28 protein-coding genes are annotated in these 20,763 nt (G+C 39.5%); 17 read left to right on the top strand and 11 right to left on the bottom strand.

Translation table 11 applies throughout. The features are described from left to right. Positions 1-7: 7 nt before the first annotated feature. Positions 8-565 (bottom strand): recombinase family protein, encoded by a 558-nt coding sequence (locus tag MUO15_RS03665; protein WP_245033521.1) that lies wholly within the window; start codon positions 563-565, stop codon positions 8-10. A 273-nt stretch (positions 566-838) separates the two neighbouring features. On the opposite strand from MUO15_RS03665, the gene MUO15_RS03660 reads away from it, so the two are divergent. Beyond that, positions 839-1,327, top strand: coding sequence for a CBO0543 family protein (locus MUO15_RS03660; RefSeq protein ID WP_245033519.1), 489 nt, complete (start codon positions 839-841; stop codon positions 1,325-1,327). 332 nt (positions 1,328-1,659) lie between these two features. On the opposite strand, the gene MUO15_RS03655 is transcribed toward MUO15_RS03660, so the two are convergent. Further along, positions 1,660-2,157 (bottom strand): DUF5683 domain-containing protein, encoded by a 498-nt coding sequence (locus MUO15_RS03655; RefSeq protein ID WP_245033517.1) that lies wholly within the window; start codon positions 2,155-2,157, stop codon positions 1,660-1,662. Positions 2,158-2,735: 578 nt separating this feature from the next. Then, the gene (locus tag MUO15_RS03650) at positions 2,736-2,984 is read right to left on the bottom strand and encodes a hypothetical protein (RefSeq protein WP_245033515.1); all 249 of its coding nucleotides are present in this window, start codon (positions 2,982-2,984) and stop codon (positions 2,736-2,738) included. 24 nt (positions 2,985-3,008) lie between these two features. On the opposite strand from MUO15_RS03650, the gene MUO15_RS03645 reads away from it, so the two are divergent. Further along, a complete protein-coding gene (locus MUO15_RS03645) occupies positions 3,009-3,323 on the top strand; it encodes a hypothetical protein (RefSeq protein WP_245033513.1) in 315 nt (104 codons plus the stop codon). A gap of 689 nt (positions 3,324-4,012) precedes the next feature. Continuing rightward, positions 4,013-4,507, top strand: coding sequence for a hypothetical protein (locus tag MUO15_RS03640; RefSeq protein ID WP_245033511.1), 495 nt, complete (start codon positions 4,013-4,015; stop codon positions 4,505-4,507). A gap of 668 nt (positions 4,508-5,175) precedes the next feature. On the opposite strand, the gene MUO15_RS03635 is transcribed toward MUO15_RS03640, so the two are convergent. From MUO15_RS03635 to MUO15_RS03620, 5 genes are read right to left on the bottom strand one after another with little or no spacing between them, the layout of a single operon-like run. Then, positions 5,176-5,466, bottom strand: coding sequence for a hypothetical protein (locus MUO15_RS03635; RefSeq protein WP_245033509.1), 291 nt, complete (start codon positions 5,464-5,466; stop codon positions 5,176-5,178). A gap of 7 nt (positions 5,467-5,473) precedes the next feature. Then, on the bottom strand, positions 5,474-5,788 hold the full coding sequence (locus MUO15_RS03630; protein ID WP_245033507.1) for a hypothetical protein: 315 nt from the start codon (positions 5,786-5,788) through the stop codon (positions 5,474-5,476). Positions 5,789-5,814: 26 nt separating this feature from the next. Beyond that, positions 5,815-5,946, bottom strand: a complete 132-nt coding sequence (locus tag MUO15_RS21580; RefSeq protein ID WP_256464161.1) for a hypothetical protein — start codon at positions 5,944-5,946, stop codon at positions 5,815-5,817. A gap of 15 nt (positions 5,947-5,961) precedes the next feature. Further along, positions 5,962-6,231 (bottom strand): hypothetical protein, encoded by a 270-nt coding sequence (locus MUO15_RS03625; RefSeq protein WP_245033505.1) that lies wholly within the window; start codon positions 6,229-6,231, stop codon positions 5,962-5,964. Continuing rightward, the gene (locus MUO15_RS03620; protein ID WP_245033503.1) at positions 6,231-6,494 is read right to left on the bottom strand and encodes a hypothetical protein; all 264 of its coding nucleotides are present in this window, start codon (positions 6,492-6,494) and stop codon (positions 6,231-6,233) included. The genes MUO15_RS03625 and MUO15_RS03620 overlap by 1 nt, the downstream gene beginning before the upstream one ends. Positions 6,495-6,637: 143 nt before the next feature. Between MUO15_RS03620 and MUO15_RS03615 the strand changes: the two genes are divergently transcribed. From MUO15_RS03615 to glnA, 5 genes are all read left to right on the top strand, one after another. Then, entirely contained in the window at positions 6,638-7,579 is a 942-nt protein-coding gene (locus tag MUO15_RS03615) for an AAA family ATPase (RefSeq protein WP_245033501.1), read from the top strand. Between the two features lie 83 nt (positions 7,580-7,662). After that, positions 7,663-8,895: a GTPase HflX gene (gene hflX / locus MUO15_RS03610; protein ID WP_245033499.1), complete on the top strand. Its 1,233-nt coding sequence runs from the start codon at positions 7,663-7,665 to the stop codon at positions 8,893-8,895. A 14-nt stretch (positions 8,896-8,909) separates the two neighbouring features. Beyond that, positions 8,910-10,130, top strand: a complete 1,221-nt coding sequence (locus tag MUO15_RS03605) for a methionine gamma-lyase family protein (protein WP_245033497.1) — start codon at positions 8,910-8,912, stop codon at positions 10,128-10,130. Between the two features lie 148 nt (positions 10,131-10,278). Next, a complete protein-coding gene (locus tag MUO15_RS03600; protein ID WP_245033495.1) occupies positions 10,279-10,683 on the top strand; it encodes a MerR family transcriptional regulator in 405 nt (134 codons plus the stop codon). A gap of 20 nt (positions 10,684-10,703) precedes the next feature. Continuing rightward, on the top strand, positions 10,704-12,035 hold the full coding sequence (gene glnA / locus MUO15_RS03595) for a type I glutamate--ammonia ligase (protein ID WP_245033493.1): 1,332 nt from the start codon (positions 10,704-10,706) through the stop codon (positions 12,033-12,035). Between the two features lie 310 nt (positions 12,036-12,345). Here glnA and MUO15_RS03590 read toward each other — a convergent pair whose 3' ends face one another. Next, on the bottom strand, positions 12,346-12,468 hold the full coding sequence (locus tag MUO15_RS03590) for a YjcZ family sporulation protein (RefSeq protein ID WP_245033491.1): 123 nt from the start codon (positions 12,466-12,468) through the stop codon (positions 12,346-12,348). Positions 12,469-12,715: 247 nt separating this feature from the next. After that, the gene (lexA, locus tag MUO15_RS03585; protein ID WP_245033489.1) at positions 12,716-13,339 is read right to left on the bottom strand and encodes a transcriptional repressor LexA; all 624 of its coding nucleotides are present in this window, start codon (positions 13,337-13,339) and stop codon (positions 12,716-12,718) included. Between the two features lie 314 nt (positions 13,340-13,653). Here lexA and MUO15_RS03580 point away from each other — a divergent pair, with 314 nt between their 5' ends. The 9 genes from MUO15_RS03580 to MUO15_RS03540 all read left to right on the top strand — a co-directional run bounded on the left by MUO15_RS03580 (position 13,654) and on the right by MUO15_RS03540 (position 19,992). Beyond that, positions 13,654-14,313 (top strand): YneB family resolvase-like protein, encoded by a 660-nt coding sequence (locus MUO15_RS03580; protein ID WP_245033487.1) that lies wholly within the window; start codon positions 13,654-13,656, stop codon positions 14,311-14,313. Between the two features lie 73 nt (positions 14,314-14,386). Next, entirely contained in the window at positions 14,387-14,620 is a 234-nt protein-coding gene (locus MUO15_RS03575; protein ID WP_245033485.1) for a DUF896 domain-containing protein, read from the top strand. A 179-nt stretch (positions 14,621-14,799) separates the two neighbouring features. Then, positions 14,800-16,803: a transketolase gene (gene tkt / locus MUO15_RS03570; protein WP_245033483.1), complete on the top strand. Its 2,004-nt coding sequence runs from the start codon at positions 14,800-14,802 to the stop codon at positions 16,801-16,803. 146 nt (positions 16,804-16,949) lie between these two features. Beyond that, positions 16,950-17,375, top strand: a complete 426-nt coding sequence (sirA, locus tag MUO15_RS03565; RefSeq protein ID WP_245033481.1) for a sporulation inhibitor of replication protein SirA — start codon at positions 16,950-16,952, stop codon at positions 17,373-17,375. A 74-nt stretch (positions 17,376-17,449) separates the two neighbouring features. Continuing rightward, positions 17,450-17,677, top strand: a complete 228-nt coding sequence (locus MUO15_RS03560; RefSeq protein WP_396265782.1) for a YneF family protein — start codon at positions 17,450-17,452, stop codon at positions 17,675-17,677. 236 nt (positions 17,678-17,913) lie between these two features. Then, positions 17,914-18,618 carry a cytochrome c biogenesis CcdA family protein gene (locus MUO15_RS03555; protein WP_245033479.1) on the top strand — a complete coding sequence of 235 codons (705 nt, stop codon included), beginning with the start codon at positions 17,914-17,916 and terminating at the stop codon, positions 18,616-18,618. A 67-nt stretch (positions 18,619-18,685) separates the two neighbouring features. Next, positions 18,686-19,114 (top strand): Na(+)/H(+) antiporter subunit B, encoded by a 429-nt coding sequence (locus tag MUO15_RS03550; protein WP_245033477.1) that lies wholly within the window; start codon positions 18,686-18,688, stop codon positions 19,112-19,114. A 21-nt stretch (positions 19,115-19,135) separates the two neighbouring features. Beyond that, a complete protein-coding gene (locus tag MUO15_RS03545) occupies positions 19,136-19,495 on the top strand; it encodes a response regulator (protein ID WP_245033475.1) in 360 nt (119 codons plus the stop codon). 35 nt (positions 19,496-19,530) lie between these two features. Beyond that, complete coding sequence (locus MUO15_RS03540; protein ID WP_245033473.1) at positions 19,531-19,992, top strand: CcdC family protein; 462 nt, start codon at positions 19,531-19,533, stop codon at positions 19,990-19,992. 105 nt (positions 19,993-20,097) lie between these two features. Here MUO15_RS03540 and MUO15_RS03535 read toward each other — a convergent pair whose 3' ends face one another. Then, a complete protein-coding gene (locus tag MUO15_RS03535; protein ID WP_396266318.1) occupies positions 20,098-20,526 on the bottom strand; it encodes a DUF2621 domain-containing protein in 429 nt (142 codons plus the stop codon). Positions 20,527-20,763 lie beyond the last annotated feature (237 nt).

Below are 20,763 nucleotides of genomic sequence, written 5' to 3'. Positions count from 1 at the left end.
GATGAATTTACCCCTTCTTAGAAAGGTAACGATAAAATGTGGCTCTGCTTACACCAGTAGCATCCAAGATCTCCTGAATACTATATTCCTTACTGTCATACATCCGAAAGGCCATATCCAACTTGGATTGGTCTTTTTTTGGTCGGCCACCTTTTCTTCCACGTGCTCTCGCTGCATCCAATCCTGATTTGGTTCTCTCTGAGATAATGTCACGCTCAAACTGAGCCAGACCACTGAAGATCGTAAAGACCAGCTTCCCCATTGCTGTGGTCGTATCGATATTTTCATTAATAGAAACAAAGTTAATGCCCTTATCCTGGAAGTCATTGATTAGGTCCACCAAATGTTTTGTGCTACGACCAATTCGATCGAGTTTATAAACAACCACCGTATCTCCTTCACGTAGATATTTAATCATTTCCGAAAATGCCGGCCGATCTTGTTTCGTTCCCGTGATTTTTTCTGAGTAAATATTTTTCTCTTCTAATCCATATTGCTTTAACGCGTCAAACTGCATATGTAAATTTTGATCTTTTGTACTGACCCGAGCATATCCAAATAACATATTTTGTAACTCCCTTGAATTTCGTTACTTTTATGTTATCAAAAAGGTTATTTAGTGTACATACTAATACTTTATTTTTGATACGGGTTTTGAAACTGTAGGGAGGTGGAATTTATGGGATTTTCATTTTTGCATTTTTTGAGGTTGGAAAGTATCAAAAACGAACGTTTTAAAGATAAGCAAGGAAAAGATATACCCTTCTTTTTTTCATAATAAAGGTAAATAATGGGCATACTAGTTCGGCCAGTACTTTTAGAGGGGGGCAGTTTTGTAATGTCCATAGAACATGTTATTTTATTAACGGTTTGGATAGTAGCTTTCTCTGCCCTCTTAATACTCATTCCAAAAGATAAGATTCTTCATGCCTTAGTAGCCTTTCATATTAAGCAGTGTATAACATGGTTGTTTGGTATTATTGTTGTTGAGATGAGGCTGATTAAATATCCTGTCAGGTTGTTTGATTATGCAACCAAGGCAAGTTTTACTTTTGAATTTTTTGCATACCCTGCAATCTGTGCCATCTTTAATGTTTATTATCCAGAAGGAAAAAATAAAATAGCTAAATTTGGTTACTATGCTCTATATACTTCAGTCATTACAGTCATTGAGGTAATACTTGAAATAAATACTAATTTAATTGAGTATATCCATTGGTCTTGGTACTGGACTTGGATAACTTTATTTGTAACATTCTTTTTGGCACGTTCATATTATAAATGGTTCTTTAAGAGAATATATTCAAACACTGGAGATGCAGAATAATCGCAGAGAAGCTGTGGTTTTTGAAGAGCATATTTGTAAGTGAATGTCTTTAAGACTTTTTTATGATCTGATTTTGTCTAAGAATGACTATTCTTGTCTAGGCTATTTCAATTAAAAACTAAAGTACTCCGTACTCCCTAATTCTTATGTTATCTCAAGGAAAAGGGTTTTATATTTTGAAAGCAGAAGAAAAGTTATTACAGTATATATACAAAACAAGACGGGAAATGATTAAGGTAACTTTGAATAGGGGATTCACAAGTAAAGAGGCTGTTAAAAGTTAAGAAAAGTTGCATAATATGAGGAGGCAGGTAGAACGACATGCAAAAAGCCTATCTCTTTCTGTGTTTAATATACAAATTTTCAATGAGGTTTCCCAAAATTGCCCCAACGATACCAGTTGAAATGCCACTTAACACTGGACTAATTAGAAAATTAATACTCAAGCCAAAAACCATACCAACGACTAGCCCAAAAAATAACCCTGTGTAGTAAGTTCTTTTTTCAGCCATAGTTGAACTACCATTTTTAATATCAAGGGTATGATTGATGTTCTTTGCTTTATTGAAGGCATCCCACATTGCAAAGGCATATATAGAGGGGTAAAAAAGCCCCCATTTAATGTTAGCTACTGCTAAGGCTTTATGTAGCTCCCATTTAAAGGTATAAATAAGAGACATATTTATGTTAGACATCAGATTGAAGTAAACTTCTAGTCCAATGAAAACAAGTCCTATTACATACTCTTTATTATATAACTGCCCCAAACCTGGAAAAGCCATTGACCATAATAATGCTGATATGGGAGATTTATAGTTGCCATTTTTCATTTTGTTCCTCTCCTCCATCCACCTTACAATTATTGGCTTTATTGAAGTTTTTTAAACGAATGTTCCTTCTCCAAACATCCTCTCACACAGGAAAAAAGGAAAATCAACATAGTTGTTTTGCAATCTATTTTGATACTGAGTCTTCCATATATACGATAGGGGCGCTAGAACGGTATACTTCTTGGTCTTTCTTTAAAGCAAAGTGGAGGGGCTAACCCTCCACTTCGTTGACTAAATAATAACCCGATGCTAAACAGCTTTTGTTCTATTTATCTTACGTGAATAATTACGCCTCTGCATCATTCATTTACCCAGTTACATTTTTTTAAATGATTTATGGGGTGTGTTTTCATGTGCACTTTTTATTTTTAGTAAGGCATGGTAACTTCCTTACGTCAGGAATCGTGTCGTTTACTCTAATTTGATTCCAATTATTGAACTAAAAACTTTATACGCTTTGTTTCGGGCATCGGACCCTCACAAAACCGACTATTTCAAAAGTGCGCTGAAATAGTTCACTCAAAATCGTAATGCTGCGGCCAATAAAAACCATTGGCTGCAGCATTATTTTTTCGCTTTCATTCTTTTTCTGCGGGCATCGAACCCTTGAAAAAGAAAAAAGCTGTCTCTTTACGGTTTTTGTATGCTTGTGATTTTGTACCTTTCTTCTTTGTGTCTCCCAATTCTACATTCTTTGTTCGTAACTCCATCAAGGGCAGGCGAAAAGCAAAGGAAATCGGCAAAACCAAGTTGGCTAACTGGCACTGGCAAAGCAAAGTACGCTTTGTCAATTGCCAGTAAGTCATTGGGTCTTGCTTGTTTTCCAACGGACACACCATATGAGAGCTAATATGTTGATTTGTGCATACGTCTCCTATGCTTTTCTGGCAAGTCGGCTACAATTCAAGCCGACCCTTGATTACGTTCTCACAAAAATGTGGTGGGGAGCCATCAAAAAAGAAAGTGAGGTGAATCAAATGATTATCGAATTATTAATCACAGTCATTCTCATAGTTGCAGGGTGTTTAGTTTTCTTGCAGCTGTATGATTTCTTTGAAAATGAAACAGTCCGCACCCTATTGATTGTAGGATACGGACTGTTTACTGTTTTCATGCTATTTTATTGGTTTGCGGATTACATCTTGTATCAGTTAAACAACTTGTAATCCAACGAGGGGAAGGTGCAACTTCCCTTTTTCTCATGTACTTTAGTTTATTACAAATTTTAGGAGCGTGTTATGAATGGAAACGATTAATGAAATTGTACGAATTAAGCAAGTGGTAAGGGAAGCAGAATTATCGAATGTCGATGCTATTCGATCACCTGAAGACGGTGCAAGCATCGCCTTCAGGTGATCGGGAAGTGTTTTTGGTGATTTGCTTATCAACGAAAAATGGGGTACGGAAACGATTCGAGGATTGAGGGGCCACTATGAAAAAATAATTTAAGTAAAGAGTACAATTTACAATTATGGAGTGAGATTTGCGCTTTAAACCCAATCAGGGAGGGAAACGTCATCGGCAGGCAAACCATCATCCTACAAATGGGTATGTTCTGGCTGTGGGCTTATTATGCGGTCATCAAAACAAGAAGTGAATGTAAAATGTGGTGACTGTGATATAACCCTAGAAAAGCATTAAACATTCGACTTTTCTATCTCGGAATCATGGCCAAAAATCATTGTTCGCTTTTTCGGACGTGGCCAATCAACCAGGGCAAAATATTGTTCGTCTTTTTGAATAAAATTGTCCTGGTATTCCTGGACAAAAACAACAAAATTGCGCTGGAAAGACGAACATTGTACAAATCTAAAGCAAATTAAATTGTTCTACTACAATAAAAAGGAGTTTTGATATGATGAAAACGTGCTGTTACTGCGGAAGTCAGATTGAACCCAACGAACAACATTACTACTGTGATTTTTGTGAAATGAAAATTGGAAAGGCAAATGTACAACAAGACGGCAAGCGCAAAAACTTCTTGCAAGAATCCCAACCATCCAATATTGATGCAGAGAAGTCCACACCTGAATTAATGACCTATACAACCATTGAACTTATGTTTATGCTCAAAATCGCTCGTAAAGAGCGATCAGACACCTACCATACTCGTCATACGTTTATTCAAGCCATGAAAACGGGTGCTGATGAGTTTCAAAACGGTGAACGTTACACCTATGATATGTATGATTACTGGACAAGAAAGTGCCTTGTACTAGAAAATCTGATACGCGAACGGATTGGATACATCCCACACAAATTAACAGAATCCTATATTCAAAACCTTGCTGCAAGAATGGAAGAATCGACAAAAAAGAGGATGACATTAAGGAAAGCTAGAAGTATTTAGGAGACAAAAAATAATAATAAGGCGAGGTAATGAAATGAGTGAACTGCAAAACGCTAAAGAATAAGCCATCAAACTGTTGCCGGCCCCAGATTTCAATTTGGTTTTTATAAAAAAGTTGATTATTTTCTACCTGTGCTGCTCAACAATCACGCCCTTCGTATTATTGAATAAAATAAATTGCTTTTTATCCACCGTATCTTTCATGGTTACCTCCTCTATTCTTAGGGAAAAGATAGATACGAACAAAAATATTGCGGGGGATACTTATTTATACACATCGACGAGTAACCGAGTGCATTGAAAATTGTTTCGACCTTGAAGAGGTAAGTGTCCAATCTTATCCAGCTTATCCTTCGGGGAAACAAGTAACTGACCGTAAAGGTGATTTTTCAGTCATATTCTATTTGGAAAAAACTGATCAAGTCATTTTATTTTTTAAGGGATCAGAAGAATATTGGTTCTGCTTTTGATTCTATTTATATGAACTTGACCATTTATGCCTTTGCCTTCCAAGTCTGCTCTATATTGTAGCTCCTCTATATAACACTTCAAATATGACCCGAAAAATAAAAAGTGGGCGCTGATCTTGTTACAGAAAAGCGCCCCGATTGTTAAGTGTAATATATCACAAAGATACGGCTGGTATCACAAGAGCTGCACCCCTTCTATTACAATTTGATACCTTGCTTGACTTCCTCCGTCACTTCTCTTTTCCTATCCTGCTGTTTTTCCTGTTTCGGCTCGTTGCCTGTTAAAAACTGATTTAAACTTTGACGGGCATTCTGATCTTCGTTAAAAAACTCCTGAACCTTATCCATCTTACCTTGAAGCCCTTTATTCGCATTAGAGAGGGCTTCATTTTCCTTTTTTAAATTCCTGATCTCTTCTTTTAAATCTGCAATTTCCGAAGCCTTAGATGTTTGTTCGTCATTATTTGATTGACTTTGTTGTGGCTGCACTTCCTCCTTATGGTTGAAGTGATCTTCTACATTTCGAGTTTTTTTTTTTCACTCTATCATTCAAATTTAAAACTGCATTGTCGACTTTGCTTTGAGCACGCTCTTTAACATGGTCTACTTTCTCATTAACCTTCTCTTGTACGTCTTCGACTTTTCCTCGGGTCTTTTCAGCAACATTATTCTTCGATTCCAAAACCTTTGCCTTAAACGTTTTGGCAAATTCATTGGCCAGTTCTTTTAATTTTTCTTGAAAATCTTGAATCCACTCTGATACGGAAACCCCTTTATTTTTTTGCTGTTGTTGTGTATAAGATTCAAGCAAACTCTCAACCTTCTCGAAATGCTTATCTAGCATGGATTCACTTGATTTTCACTTAATAAAGATTGACCGTTATCTTTTGCTTCCAACTGACGGTTAATGACGTTCACTAATTCCTGACCGTGCTGCTCCATAGCTTCATTCATAATTCTTTGATTCATCTTAAATCTCTCCTTTTATTTATTTTGAAAAAAGCTTTTCAACTTGTTCATGTAATGTTCTTTTAATTTCCGACACTCTTTCCTAAACTCCGGCGTTTTAACAAATTCTCTCATCATATGAATATCTGTCTTGAATTTCTCCCATGTGTGATTCTCTTCATTATCCTCTTTAATCATCCGAATATGGGCTTTAATCCGTTTTCCAAAAACGATAGCCACAGCTCCTAAGAGAATGATCTTAGCAAGAACCTCCGTCAAATCACCTGAAAACAGATAAGAAAACACTATCTCGTGAGCCCTTTAGCCATTGCAAAGCGAGTAGCCATTTTCCCTCCGTTAATGAGTCCCCTTGAAGAGCCTGTGCCATACCACATATGACGAAGTACAAATGGTCCACGAATAAGTAATACAGACATTCCAATCAACAACATGAATTTCCACCATGTAAAACTGTCACTCGTTAAAATTTCTGTTATGGCAACCATCAACGCCATTTGTACAATAATGGAGGTTAACTGCGATAATACTTCGCGCCACCAGACGGACATGTAATTATTATCATCGGAACATTTCGCTTTTTGTTTAGCCGTAGCGGGCAGATCTAAGCGTCCCTTTTCGCTTTTCTTAATAGGCGGATGTCACAAATTCTTGTGTTTTCGCGTATGATACTTGGAAATGAGGAGGGATCAATGTGTATCCACAAGCAAAAGCGGCGCGCCCGGGAACGATTAACATTGTATTAAACGATGCAAAAGGGAAGGCTGATGCCGTAAATTCTCCTTCTGTCAAAGGGAAGCATATGGCACCTTTTCGCAAAATTGACCAATACTTTAACCCGATTATAGGGATGCAGGAATTGAAAGTCCGTGTAAAAGAGATCTATGCTCAAGTACTCATTGCTCAGAAAAGAAAGGATTTGGGCTTGAAGTCAAATGGTCAAGTGTTACACATGATCTTTAAAGGTAACCCTGGAACGGGAAAGACGACGATTGCTCGAATGGTTGCTACACTATTTCAGGAGATGGAAGTATTAGAAAAAGGACATTTTATTGAGGCTGACCGCAGTGATCTCGTTGGTGAATATATTGGTCATACCGCTCAAAAAACAAAAGATTTAATAAAGAAGGCAATTGGCGGCGTATTATTTATCGATGAAGCCTATTCCCTGGCCAGGGGCGGCGATAAAGACTTTGGCAAGGAAGCCATTGATACCATCGTTAAGTGTATGGAGGATCATCATGATGAACTGGTGATTATCTTGGCTGGCTATCCGTATGAAATGGACGATTTTCTGAATATAAATCCAGGTTTAGCTTCACGTTTCCCTATCCAACTTGAATTTGATGATTATTCAGCGAAGGAATTATCTGCCATTGCAGATGTCATGGTGCAAGATAGGGATTATGTATTTTCTCCTCAGGCAAGTAAGAAATTATACGAACATTTAGTGACTGTTTGTTACCAATCGCAGCATAATTTTTCAAATGCGAGATATGTTAGGAATGTAATCGAAGAAGCGATACGAAAACATGCCTATAGAGTGGCTGGGAGTTCGGACCATGAAAGAACAACCTTGATTACGCTTGAGGCGGAAGATTTTCAACAAATAAATGAAAAAACTAACTATCATTAAGAGAGGGAATGTGCTCTCTTCACGGCTTTTTGGTATGATAGAAGCAAACGGTTTTCATAATGAAAAGGATGAATCCAATAACAATGAAAGAACAAGTCGTCTTAGTCGCTAGAAGAGATCCTGCGCAGCAGGAAGAAAGGTTCACTTCCTCGCTTCAGGAGCTTAAATCGTTAACCGAAACAGCCGGGGGCGAAGTATGCAAAGTGATGATTCAAAAACGGGAACGCATTCACCCCGCCACGTATATTGGTGAAGGAAAACTGTCAGAGATCAAGGAAGAAATCGATGAAAGTGAAGCAGAAATCGTTGTCTATAATGATGAATTGTCACCGGGGCAGTTAAGAAATATTTCCGATCGTTTAGAGCGGCGGGTGATCGATCGCAGTCAGTTAATATTAGACATCTTTGCTAGCCGTGCAAGAACGAAGGAAGGAAAGCTTCAAGTAGAACTTGCCCAGCTGCAATATTTATTACCGAGGCTCGCTGGGCAAGGAACGGAGCTTTCGAGGCTTGGTGGGGGGATTGGTACACGAGGTCCCGGGGAAACGAAGCTCGAGTCAGACCGCCGTCATATTCAGCGCCGGATTGATGATATTAAGCGCCGTTTGCAAACTGTTGTTAAACAGCGGAATCAATATCGGAAAAGGCGTGAAGATAATTATGCGTTCCAAATAGCGATCGTAGGTTATACGAATGCCGGGAAATCCACGTTTTTTAACAAAGTAACAGACAGCGATTCATTTGAAGAAGACTTACTGTTTGCTACCCTTGACCCTTTAACGCGGCAAGTCAGCCTTCCTTCTGGATTTAAGGCGTTGATTTCCGATACGGTTGGTTTTATTCAGGATTTGCCGACAACATTAATTGCAGCTTTCCGTTCAACATTAGAAGAAGTAACGGAAGCTGACTTTATCATTCATATGGTCGATGCTTCCCATCCTGATCACGAAGAACAGGAAAAAACGGTCGGCAAGTTGCTCAGAGACTTACAGGCAGATCATTTGCCGACACTTACTGTTTACAATAAAAAAGATTTACTTCGTGATGATTTTATACCTAGTACGTTTCCATCACTCTCTGTAAGTGTGCATGATCGCATTGATATAAAGCGTATCCTTGATAAAGTAGAAGAAGTACTTAAAGAGGAATGGTATGAATACAGCTTATTCATTCCTGCTTCCCAAGGTAAACGTCTGCAACAATTCAAGAGTGGGAGCATTGTAACAACGATAAAATTTCACGAAGATAGAGAAGGGTACGCTTTGCATGGGTATATCCATCCTGAACACCCTCTAAAAAACAAGATATTACAATAGTTAGGAAGAGTAAGATGAACGAACTAGTGTCAGCTGTAGAAGAACAAATTCGCTCGCAGCATGAAAACGTACAAGCCTTAGTTGAGAAAAATCAGCGAAAAGTATTAGACGCGTTTCAAAAGCTTAAGGTGTCAGACTCGCATTTTAACCCCACCACAGGTTATGGATATGACGACTTCGGCAGAGATACTTTAGAGGAATTATATGCTGAAATTTTTAAAGCGGAAGATGCTTTAGTCAGACACCAGCTCATTTCAGGAACTCACGCCATTACAACGGCGTTGTTTGGTGTGTTGCGTCCGTGGGATGAGCTGGTGTATATTACTGGTGAACCGTATGATACGCTCGAGGAAGTTATCGGAAAACAAGGTGGAGAAGATAAGGGTTCGTTAACGGATTTTGGCGTGACCTATCAAGCGATCCCTTTAAAAAATAATCAAGAGATTGATCAGCCTAAAGTAGAGGCTGCTATCTCAGAACGTACAAAGGTTGTCGCCATCCAAAGGTCCAAAGGTTATGCGGATCGTCCTTCTTTTTCAATCGAGGAAATAGGGAAGATGATCGCTTTTGTCAGGTCAATAAAAGAAGATGTCATCATCTTTGTCGATAACTGCTACGGCGAATTCGTTGAGGAGAATGAGCCGATTGAAGTTGGAGCGGATTTGATTGCTGGATCGCTGATTAAGAATCCAGGTGGCGGGATCGCTAGGATAGGTGGGTATATCGCAGGTAGAGGGGATTTAATCGAACTGTGCGGAAATCGCTTAACAGCTCCTGGACTAGGAAAAGAAACGGGGGCTAGTTTGAATACTTTACAGGAAATGTACCAAGGTATTTTTCTGGCCCCGAATGTTGTCGGAGAAGCATTAAAAGGAGCGATTTTTACCGCTAAATTGCTGGAAACTCTTGGTTTTAAAACAACACCAAGTTATCATGCTAAGCGAACAGATTTGATCCAATCTGTAAACTTCGATACGGATGAGCAGCTGGTCCGTTTCTGCCAAGCTATCCAAGCGGCGTCGCCGATCAACTCCCATGTAAAGCCACATCCAAGCCCGATGCCTGGTTATGATAGTGATGTTATTATGGCCGCGGGAACTTTTATTCAAGGTGCGAGTCTCGAATTGACAGCAGATGGTCCGCTGCGCCCTCCTTATACCGCCTTTGTTCAAGGTGGGCTCACGTATGCTCACGTTAAAATCGCTGTCTCACAGGCAGTGCAACAATTAAATTAAGAGAATGTTGATCAATACATAAAAACTGAAGGACATTCATTCTTCAGTTTTTTCTGTGAATTTCCATGTTAACTTACTTAACATCTCTTGACATCTATAATGACTGTCGTATAATGTAATTAGAATTTCTTTTGGGGGTGGCAAATCGATGAGTGATGAAGTTCGTCGTTCGATGCCGTTGTTCCCGATGGGGATTGTACAATCCTTGACTGATCTTTCAGCCCGGCAAATCAGGTATTACGAAAAGCATCAGTTAGTTAATCCAGTTAGATCAAACGGCAATCAACGGCTTTTTTCCTTTAATGATGTTGATCGTTTGCTTGAGATTAAAGCGCTTATTGAAAAGGGCGTGAATATGGCTGGAATTAAACAGGTGCTTACGCTTACCCATCAGCCGGAGAATGAGCCATACAGTGGAGACCAAATGGAAGAAGTTCATAATGAACTCACTGACAAAGAGCTTCGCCGTATGTTACAGCGAGAACTGTTCACCGCGGGAAGGCAAGGGAAGGCAAGTATAAGACAGGGAGAATTATCACGATTCTTCCACTAAAGTAGCATAGGAGGAGACAAATGGGATTCACGAGAGAAGAAATTTTCAAGAAGATTGACGAGGAAAATGTAAAGTTTGTCCGTTTGCAATTCACGGATATGCTAGGCACGATTAAAAATGTTGAAATACCAGTAAGTCAAGTAGATAAAGCTCTTGATGGAATGATGATGTTTGATGGTTCGTCCATCGAAGGATTTGTTCGTATTGAAGAATCAGACATGTACTTAGTACCAGACCTTGATACATTTGTTGTCTTCCCGTGGTCATCTGAAAAAGGTAAGGTAGCACGCTTTATTTGTGATATTTATAACCCTGATATGACACCATTTGAAGGATGTCCACGTTACAATCTAAAGCGTAATTTAAAGAAAATGGAAGAACTAGGTTTCTCGGCCTTTAATATCGGAACAGAGCCTGAATTTTTCCTTTTCAAGCTGGATGTAAATGGCGAACCAACGATGGAACTTAATGATAAAGGCGGGTATTTTGATTTAGCACCAACAGACTTAGGTGAAAATTGCCGTCGTGATATTGTGCTTGAGCTTGAAGAGATGGGTTTTGAAATCGAAGCTTCTCACCATGAAGTGGCTCCGGGACAACATGAGATCGATTTCAAATATTCTGATGCAGTAAAACACTGCGACGATATTCAAACTTTTAAGCTGGCAGTTAAGACCATTGCACGCCAGCATGGATTACATGCAACCTTTATGCCTAAACCATTGTTTGGTGTGAACGGATCTGGTATGCATGCCAACATGTCACTATTCACTGAGGATGGCAATGCCTTTTTTGATGAAAATGGAAAAGAGCAGTTATCTGATGTCGCTTATCAATTTACAGCCGGAATTGTAAAGCATGCGACTAACTTCACAGCCGTAACCAACCCGACTATCAATTCCTATAAGCGTCTTGTACCTGGTTACGAAGCACCTTGTTATGTTGCTTGGTCAGGTCAAAACCGTAGTCCACTCGTTCGTGTGCCGACATCTCGCGGGTTAAGCACGCGTATTGAAGTGCGTAGTGTTGACCCTGCGGCAAACCCATACATGGCTATGGCAGTGCTGCTTGCTGCTGGTCTTGATGGTGTTGAGAACAAGCTTGAGGCACCAGCACCAGTTGATCGTAACATCTATGTAATGGACAAAAGAGAGCGTGAAGCCCACGGCGTTAAGGATCTGCCTGCAACACTTTCTGATGCACTTCTTGAGCTGCAATCAGATGAAGTCATGGTAAAAGCGCTTGGAGAGCACTTGTTTGAACACTTTATTGAAGCGAAAGAAATAGAGTGGGATATGTTCCGTACTCAGGTACATCCATGGGAGCGCGAGCAATATCTACAAACTTATTAAACTTTGAAATGCCTTGGCGCTGGGAGCGTCAAGGTTTTTTAATTAAATCGCTAACAAAAGCAGGCATAACAACAGAGCTCTGGATTTTTGCGGGAGGGCCAGGTATAAAGCTATCATTGCAAAAGATGGTACAGAGGATGCGGGTCACTGTCCCTTTATCGTCTGTACCATCGTCAAAGGTGAGAGAAGGTAAACGTTTCAACGGAAATGTTTAAGCTTAGGGGGTTACTTGTTACTCTGGATAGGCTAAAATACTAGTTATGAAGGAAGGATAATAGATCTATCCTCAAAAACTACTGGAGAGTTTTTATTAAAAACCTCCACCAAATCCACCACCGTATCCACCGCGGTTAAAGCCAGTACCTACGATGATCAAAAGAATGAAAAGAACCACGATCAAGGCAAATCCTGATCCGTAATTGCCGTAACTCATATCTATACCTCCTTTATCAGTTAATAGTTCATTATATGTAATGACTATAGCAATGTAGAGGGCATTTGTCAGACTTTCATAAAATATCAGCAATTGAACCAGAGGCATAGATTATGCATCAATTTAAGCTGCTAACTTGATGCGGAAAAAACTATAAAGGTCAGCAATATTACAAGTCACCACGTTAGCGTGATAAATTTTCCTAAACTAAAAATCCGAGAGCAATTGATTTAGCTCTCGGATTTTTTTAATGAACGGTGCGGTAAAGACCGACTACTTTACCTAGTATTGAAACATCATTTAATATAATCGGTTCCATGGTTGCATTTTCAGGCTGTAGTCGAATATGCTTCTTTTCTTTGAAAAAACGCTTCACTGTGGCTTCCTCATCCTCTGTCATAGCCACAACAATATCCCCGTTCTCGGCTGTCTGTTGATGGCGAACGATCACCATATCTCCATTCAGGATACCCGCTTCAATCATACTATCACCTTGTACAACTAAAACAAACGTATTGTCATCTGACCCTGCTAATGAGTCAGGAAGAGGGACGTATTCCTCGATATTTTCTATTGCTGTAATGGGGGAGCCAGCCGTAACTTTACCTATTACCGGTGCGTAAAATGCTTCGGTGCGGGGAACGCTTTGGTTCTCCTCTAAATCAATGACTTCTATCGCTCGGGGTTTCGTAGGGTCCCGTCGAAGGTAGCCTTTTTTTTCTAAGCGGGAAAGGTGTCCGTGCACGGTTGAACTCGAAGCAAGCCCGACGGATTGTCCGATTTCTCTTACGGATGGGGGGTACCCCTTTAGTAAGACTTGCTCTTTAATAAAGTCTAGTATTGCTTGTTGACGTTTCGAAAGTTTATTCATAGATTGCCACCTCGTACATAGAATTATAATAACCACATTGTACCATGCGTTTTCAAAAAATACAAACAAGCGTTCGAAAAAACAGTTGACAGGAACTTTTGTTCGTATATAATTAAAATTAACAAACACGAACAAACGTTTCTAAGAACGGTTGTTCCTTAATAGGGGGTATATTATATGTTCAACAAACTTTCAAAACTCGATATCACGTATATTCTATTATTTGCCGCTGGTCTAGCCTTTTTATATTACTCTATGGTCACAAGTATATAAATCAGTTATCCTTGGGTTGAAAAAACAAGAGGTGGTACAGCATGAAAGCAATTCTCTATTGCCGTGTAAGCACGGAGAAAGAAGCACAAGTTTCTTCATTAAAAAGACAACGGACTGAATTAATGGCGATGGCCGAACACCAATCAATCGAAGTGGTAGATTGTATTGAAGAGCAAGCAAGCGGATATGATATTGAACGTGAAGGGGTCTTCCGCTTGCTGGACCATTTTTCAAATGGAAAAGCAGATGTTCTTATTATTCAAGATGAGACGAGATTGGGCAGAGGAAATACCAAAATTGCACTTTTTCATCAACTTCAAAAGCTGGATGTTCGTATCTATTCGTTATCACACGAAGGGGAACTGCAATTTTCTGAATCGGATTCCATGGTGCTGCAGATTGTAGGAGTTGTTGAAGAATACCAGCGCAAAATACATAATATGAAGATTAGGCGAGGGATGAAGAAGGCCGTTGAGAGTGGATACGATCCATCTAAGAACTTATCGAATCAACATCTTGCTCCCGGCAGAGCACGGGTTGATTTTCCAGTTGAAGAAGTTGTTCGCTTAAGAAACAACAAACTAACCTTTAACGAGATCGCAGCGACACTAAGAGGACTGGGTTACGATGTCTCTAAGGCTACTGTGCATCGTCGATACCAAGAGTTCATTACGCTTGAAAAACAACAGAAAAATAGGTAATATTACTATATAACAAGTGTCATATGACGCTTGTCTTTTTCATGGCCAATACCAGTTAAGGAGGTATGTGAAAATGTTAGCAGATGAAAAACTGAAACGAATTAATGAATTAGCTAATAAATCTAAAGGTGAAGGTTTAAATAAAGCTGAAAAGACGGAGCAGCAAGAACTTCGTCAAGAATATTTAAAGAATGTTCGTAAATCCTTTAAAAATCAGTTGAAAGGTATGACTGTTGTGGACCCAAACGGGAAGGACGTTACACCGAAAAAGCTGAAAGAAATGCAGGAAAATGAAAAAAAACATTAAATCATATACCGTACTCATTGTGGGTACGGTTTTTTGTTTAGCTTTGTGAATCTAGGGAAAAGTAATGGATGTCTATTAAGAAGATTGGTGAATAACAATAACAATGCTTGTCACTTGCTCATTTTCATTATAGGATAATACATGATACATATATGGGAAGACGAAAGGAGAATGTTGACATGGCTTCAAGCCTTGAACAAACATCTATTAATACTATCCGAACACTTACTATTGATGCAGTTGAAAAAGCGCAATCAGGTCATCCAGGGATGCCCATGGGAGCGGCCCCAATGGCTTACACCCTTTGGACAAAATTTATGAACCACAATCCAGGAAATTCACACTGGTTTAACCGTGATCGTTTTGTTTTATCAGCAGGTCATGGATCAATGCTGTTATACAGCTTGCTGCACCTTTCAGGATATAACGTAACGATAGATGATATTAAATCGTTCCGTCAATGGGATTCAAAAACACCCGGTCACCCAGAGGTTCATCATACAGACGGTGTGGAAGCAACCACTGGACCATTAGGCCAGGGAATTTCAATGGCAACAGGAATGGCTATGGCAGAGGCACATCTAGCGGCTAAATATAATCGTGAACAATACAACGTCGTTGATCACTACACTTTCGCGATTTGTGGCGATGGTGATTTAATGGAAGGCGTATCTCAAGAATCCGCTTCCTTAGCAGGTCACTTAGGCTTAGGGAAATTAGTCGTGCTTTATGATTCTAATGATATTTCATTGGATGGGGATCTTGATCGTTCTTTTAGTGAAAGTGTTGAGAAACGTTATGAAGCTTATGGCTGGCAAGTCATTCGTGTAGAAGATGGAACGAATACAGAAGATATTAGCAAAGCCATTGAACAAGCAAAACAAAACACCGAACAGCCGACAATGATTGAAGTTAAAACAGTGATCGGTTATGGCTCACCTAATAAATCTGGTAAGTCTGCTTCTCATGGGGCACCGCTCGGAGAAGAAGAGGTTACAGCAGCGAAACAACATTATAGCTGGGAACATGAACCGTTCCAAGTTCCTGAAGAAGTATATGAAGATTTCAAAAAGAAAGTACAAGCGAATGGTGAAGATAAAGAAGCACAGTGGAATGATTTAATGAAACAGTACAAGGAATCATATCCTGAACTTGGTAAAGAATTGGAACAAGCCATTAATGGCGAACTTCCTGAAGGATGGCAAGACAGCCTGCCAACATTTACTGCAGAGGATAGCCCGGCAACACGTGCAGCCTCAGGAAAGGTCATTAATTCATTATCCGAAGTTGTACCTTACTTCTTTGGTGGAAGTGCCGATCTTGCCGGCTCCAATAAAACGGCGGTAGAAGGAGAAGAGGACTTCTCACGTGAAAATTATGCAGGTCGTAATATTTGGTTTGGTGTCCGTGAGTTTGCCATGGCTTGTGCGCTAAACGGTATGGCACTGCATGGTGGGTTAAAAGTTTATGCTGGTACGTTCTTTGTTTTCAGTGATTACCTCCGTCCAGCCTTGCGTTTATCTGCTATTATGAATCTGCCTGTAAACTATGTATTTACGCATGACTCTGTAGCTGTTGGCGAGGATGGGCCTACTCATGAGCCTGTTGAACAACTGGCTTCCCTAAGAGCCGTGCCAAACCTTTCCTTAATTCGTCCTGCAGACGGAAATGAAACAAGTGCAGCCTGGAGAATTGCTCTTGAGTCAAATACAACTCCAACAGCACTTGTACTGACTCGCCAGGGCTTGCCGACACTTGAAGGTACAAGTGAAAAAGCTTACGAGGGAGTGAAACATGGGGCATACATTCTAAGTGATTCCGATAAACAAACACCTGATGGGATCTTGCTGGCCTCGGGATCTGAAGTACAGCTAGCTGTACAAGCACAATCAGAACTCAAGACCAAAGGTTATGATGTACGAGTGGTAAGTATTCCATCATTCGATCGTTTTAATAATCAATCAAGAGAATATCAAGAAAAAATATTGCCGAATGCAGTGAGAAACCGTCTTGCGGTTGAAATGGGTGCATCTTTTGGCTGGGAGCGTTATGTCGGCCTTGATGGCTCTATCATCGGCATCGATACATTCGGCGCGTCCGCTCCAGGAGAGACTGTCATTAAAAATTATGGCTTTACCGTAGAAAATGTAGTCAAACACGCGGAAAGCTTAATGAATAAATAAATAGAATTGGACTACTGTATATCAAAATACAGTAGTCCGCTTTTAAGTTTTTCAGTTTTGACAAAAATCGTTGGACTAGTTAGTCATATTGTGACAAATTGTTCGCTCGAGGCTCTGTATAATCAAGAACAAGGAGTGATGGAGCTATGCAATTTGTGATCTATGCAATTAGACAAGAAGTCTGTGAACACTATTACTATAAAGTAGAAATGTTAAAACGATTTTTCCAGGAGTGCATGCGTCTCCCTCAATCAAAATTACATCAAAAACAATTGGATTATATAACCGAAGATTTCTCTTTTAATGAATGGCTGGGAGATCTTTGTAAGGGATCAAAGGTAACCCCATTCTCTATAAATAAGAATGGGCATTTATTCAATTATGAACAAAATTATGATATAATCGTAAATAAGAAAAGCTGTTGTCTATTGCAGTGTGACAGCCTCTGGCAGGCAGAAAGGGTTCTATTTCAACCACTAAGAATGTGTGATCAAACGTTTTTTATTGTAGAGGAAAACGGAGAGCATTATGGATGGGTTTCCCCTCTTTCAAGTCAGCGTCTGTTATCGTAAAATGCCCTATTGTATTCCTATGAGCATTTTACTATACTGTTATGGGAGACAATACGAAGGAGGAAGACGTTTAAATGACTTTGGGCATAGTATGGGTGATCATCATTGCCGTTTTGGCTCTCATTGGCGGAGTAGCCTTGGGCTTTTTCATAGCGAGAAGATATATGATGAACTATTTAAAGAAGAACCCGCCAATTAATGAGCAAATGTTGCGCACAATGATGATGCAAATGGGTCAAAAGCCATCACAGAAGAAGATTAATCAGATGATGCGTTCGATGAATAATCAACAGAATAAATGATAATTGCTAAGCCCTTTCTTCCATACATATGGAAGAGAGGGTTTTTGATTTGCAAAAGGGGATCTAGCTGCGATCCAGATCCCCTAGCATTAAAAGGGAGAAAGCCATAGAGAATACTTAGTGCCTATTTCTGCTTTTTTCTAAACGAACGTCAACAGATGTTCACAACTGAATAATCGTTTTTTTGAATTTGTTTTGATACAATAGGACTCGAGTCTGAACGTGGAGGTGTTGTTATGTCAGATATAAATATATTTTTAGCATTTGGTGCAGGCTTTCTTTCTTTTATATCACCATGTGTTCTTCCTTTGTATCCAGTTTTTCTATCCTACATAACGGGGATGAGCATAAATGAATTAAAAGAAGATAATGGAATGCTTAAGAAGAAGAGCCTCACTCACACAATATTGTTCCTGCTTGGTTTTACAATTATTTTTATAATTTTAGGATTTTCAGGATCTTTATTCTCCCAGTTTTTCATTCAAAATGAGGAGATTATCCGGAGAGTGGGAGCCATTCTGATCATCTTTTTCGGATTTGTGATCATCGGGGTGTTCAACTTCCAATTTCTTATGAAGGATCGCAAAATCACTTTTAAAAACCGTCCTGCCGGTTATCTTGGTTCATTTATTATCGGGCTGACATTTTCACTAGGTTGGACACCTTGTATGGGGCCGATATTAGCTTCCGTATTGGCGCTTGCAGCTGATAATCCGGACTTATTTCTTGTGATGATGATATCCTACTCCCTCGGATTTTCTATTCCATTTTTAGTCCTCTCTTTCTTTATTGGGAAATTGGACTGGATCAAACGACATAGCGGCAAAATTATGAAAATTGGCGGATATATTATGATTTTCATGGGGATCGCGTTGTATTTCGATTGGATGACGAAACTAACTTCCTATCTTGCGGGATTATTCGGCTTCCAAGGTTTTTAATTAGATGGCAATTCAATGAACTTTGTATTATGATAAACATATTGAAACTTTTTGAAGGAGCTTGTTTATGACTAGGACAAACGATTTAATACTACGAACGACGACATCCATTATTGCTTTTATCCTTCTTGGGTTCTCAGTCTATTTATTTTTTGCTGGGCACAATGCTCCTGGTGGAGGCTTTATCGGAGGATTGATGGCTGCTGCGGCCCTTGTTCTTATGTATATGGCTTATGGCCTGAATGCGATGGAAAAAGTGATTCGCGTTAACTTTCGCTACATGACTTTTACCGGGCTGCTAATTGCTGTTGCTACAGGTGCAGGCTCGTTTGCCTTTGGCGAACCATTCTTAAGCCAAACTTTCGCTTATTTCCAGCTGCCTATTTTAGGGAGAACAGAATTAGCTACCGCTCTATTATTTGATTTAGGGGTGTATTTGACCGTAATTGGTATCTCCATGACCATCATTTTAACGGTCGCGAATGATACCGAGTAATATTCGGTAAGGAGGGGCAGGATGGCTAGAATACTAATCGTAGATGATGCAAAGTTTATGCGGGCTACATTGACTAATATTTTACAGAAAGCTCAGCACCATGTAGTTGGGGAAGCAGAAAATGGCAAAGAGGCTGTTGAGATGTTTCATGAATTAAATCCGGACTTAGTAACGATGGATATAACCATGCCTGAGATGAGCGGCCTCGATGCTCTCAAACAAATTAAGTCTGCTTTTAAAGGTGCAAAAGTAATTATGTGTTCAGCTATGGGACAGCAGAAGATGGTCGTTGAAGCGATTGAAATGGGGGCAAAAGATTTCATTGTGAAGCCATTTGATGAACCGCATGTGTTAGAGGCGATCGAACGAGTGTTGAATTAACTTATTATGGAATTGTTAGAAAGAGTGAAATCTTTATGTTTTGGATTATTGCAAGCACAGTGGTAGCTGCGTTTATGGCTACTGTAATGATATTTGTCCGGCTTCGGGCCGCTAGAAGGCCTGCCAGCGTGAAAAAGATTATCTTACCTCCACTTTTTATGAGTACGGGGGCGCTCATGTTTTTATTTCCGGTTTTTCGCGTGCAGTGGAGCCAGGTTGCTGAGGCAGTTTGTGTGGGGATTCTCTTTTCATTTTTTCTCATCCGTACATCAAAATTTGAAGTGCGGGAGGATCAGATTTATTTAAAGCCGTCAAAAGCGTTCGTCTTTATTTTATTTGGACTACTTATATTGCGTATTGTACTTAAGCTTATCATCGGGCAGACGATAGCTTTCGGGCAAATGAGCGGGATGTTCTTCCTGCTGGCCCTTGGCATGATCGTAACATGGCGTTTAGCCATGCTCAGGCAATACTTACAACTAGAAAGAACATTATAACTAGTTAAATTAAAGCCTCTTGACCGTGACAGGAGGTTTCTCAGCTCGCAGAATATACTTTTTTGAATTTAAAAAAGCTCGTGCTATTTCAATAGCATGAGCTTTTTAGCGGTCAAATAAAGGCTGGTATGGTGTAATGTCAATTTCTTTTTCGTTAAGCTTTTTGATTAAAAATTTATGATCACGTTTAGGTGTAGCGAGAATATACCCTTCTATGATGACGTCTTGTGTGATCTTGGAGCATTTCTTTTCTATGGCCACTTGTCCAATTCTCCCGGCAATTTTCTGCTTAGCAATGTCTCGGAATAACTCAGGAACAGGGGAAACAAGTTCTTCAAGCAATGCTTTTTGTTCTGGTTTCCACATATGGAGCGTCCGCTCTATATAGTGTTCTTCCCAATCAATGGTTGATTTTCCATCTTCTTTTGGCATTCGCTTAAGGAACTTGCGAAACATGAAAAAACCGCCAATTCCCATAAGCGTGACCATGATGACAATCCACCCGACAATAAATAGGGCAAAGCCACCTGACATAATATCACCTGTTTCATAATTTAAATAGTTTAACGTAGATTACAATTATAATTATAAAAGTTTAGGCAGGGAAAGACAAGAAGAAGTGTGAGCTTTATAAGGTGTCATGGTAAGAGGATTGTCGAAGTTATAAAAATGATGTCTAAATATTTTACATATTAATCGTTTTCATTTAAAATAAAGGGTGCATATTTGTGAACTTTTATATAAAAGGATACAAATGAACATTTTTTTTGG

Source organism: Halobacillus amylolyticus (assembly GCF_022921115.1).
In the GTDB taxonomy this organism is placed as follows: domain Bacteria; phylum Bacillota; class Bacilli; order Bacillales; family Halobacillaceae; genus Halobacillus_A; species Halobacillus_A amylolyticus.
This window is presented reverse-complemented; position numbering and strand designations above follow the sequence as displayed.